This is a genomic window from Flammeovirga sp. OC4 (assembly GCF_000812565.1).
In the GTDB taxonomy this organism is placed as follows: domain Bacteria; phylum Bacteroidota; class Bacteroidia; order Cytophagales; family Flammeovirgaceae; genus Flammeovirga.
Genome location: NZ_JTAM01000137.1, coordinates 1 through 568, shown reverse-complemented (window position 1 = coordinate 568; position 568 = coordinate 1). Strand labels below are relative to the sequence as shown.

The 568-nt window shown below is 36.3% G+C and carries 1 protein-coding gene; it reads right to left on the bottom strand.

The window, feature by feature from the left end; genetic code table 11:
• A partial coding sequence (locus PL77_RS29425) for a hypothetical protein (RefSeq protein ID WP_156152603.1) occupies positions 1-553 on the bottom strand: 553 nt, incomplete at its 3' end.
• Positions 554-568 lie beyond the last annotated feature (15 nt).

The following is a 568-nucleotide window of genomic DNA, read 5'->3' as shown; positions in this document are numbered from 1 at the left end:
CGGTTGGCTTAATAATAGAGGCTTTACGGTTTCTTTCCACAAAATCCGAAGAGAACACATCTTTTAAATCTGTTTTTATCATCGAAAAGCCTTCTTTTGCTTTCGAAAACTCACCTCTCAAGCCATAATTGATCACATCCATTGCTTTAGCTCCTACTTTGACCAGTCCTTCAAAGCGAATAGCAATATCATCAAACACTCTTTTGATCACCGATAAGATGGATACTTCCTCGTCAATACCTAAAAGTTGGTGCAATAGTGATTTTGCTCCCGTTTTTTCATACACCCAGTTTACAAACTGTATAAAAACACTTCTAACGGTATTAAGAAGTTTGAGAAGACCTGTTAGAGCTGACCACAACAACCTTGTTAAACCCAAACTTACGTTAAAGAATACAGTTAATGGACTTAAACTACTGGTTAGTGTTGTGCCAATTGTAGCAAGTTCATTGTGGAAAAATTCTTTAAATGCTTCAATAAAAGGTATTGCTATTTCTTTCACATAAGCAATGCCTCTCCCTATGGTGTCATAGAAAAGTATTTTTGCTTTCATCCAAGCCACCTCAAA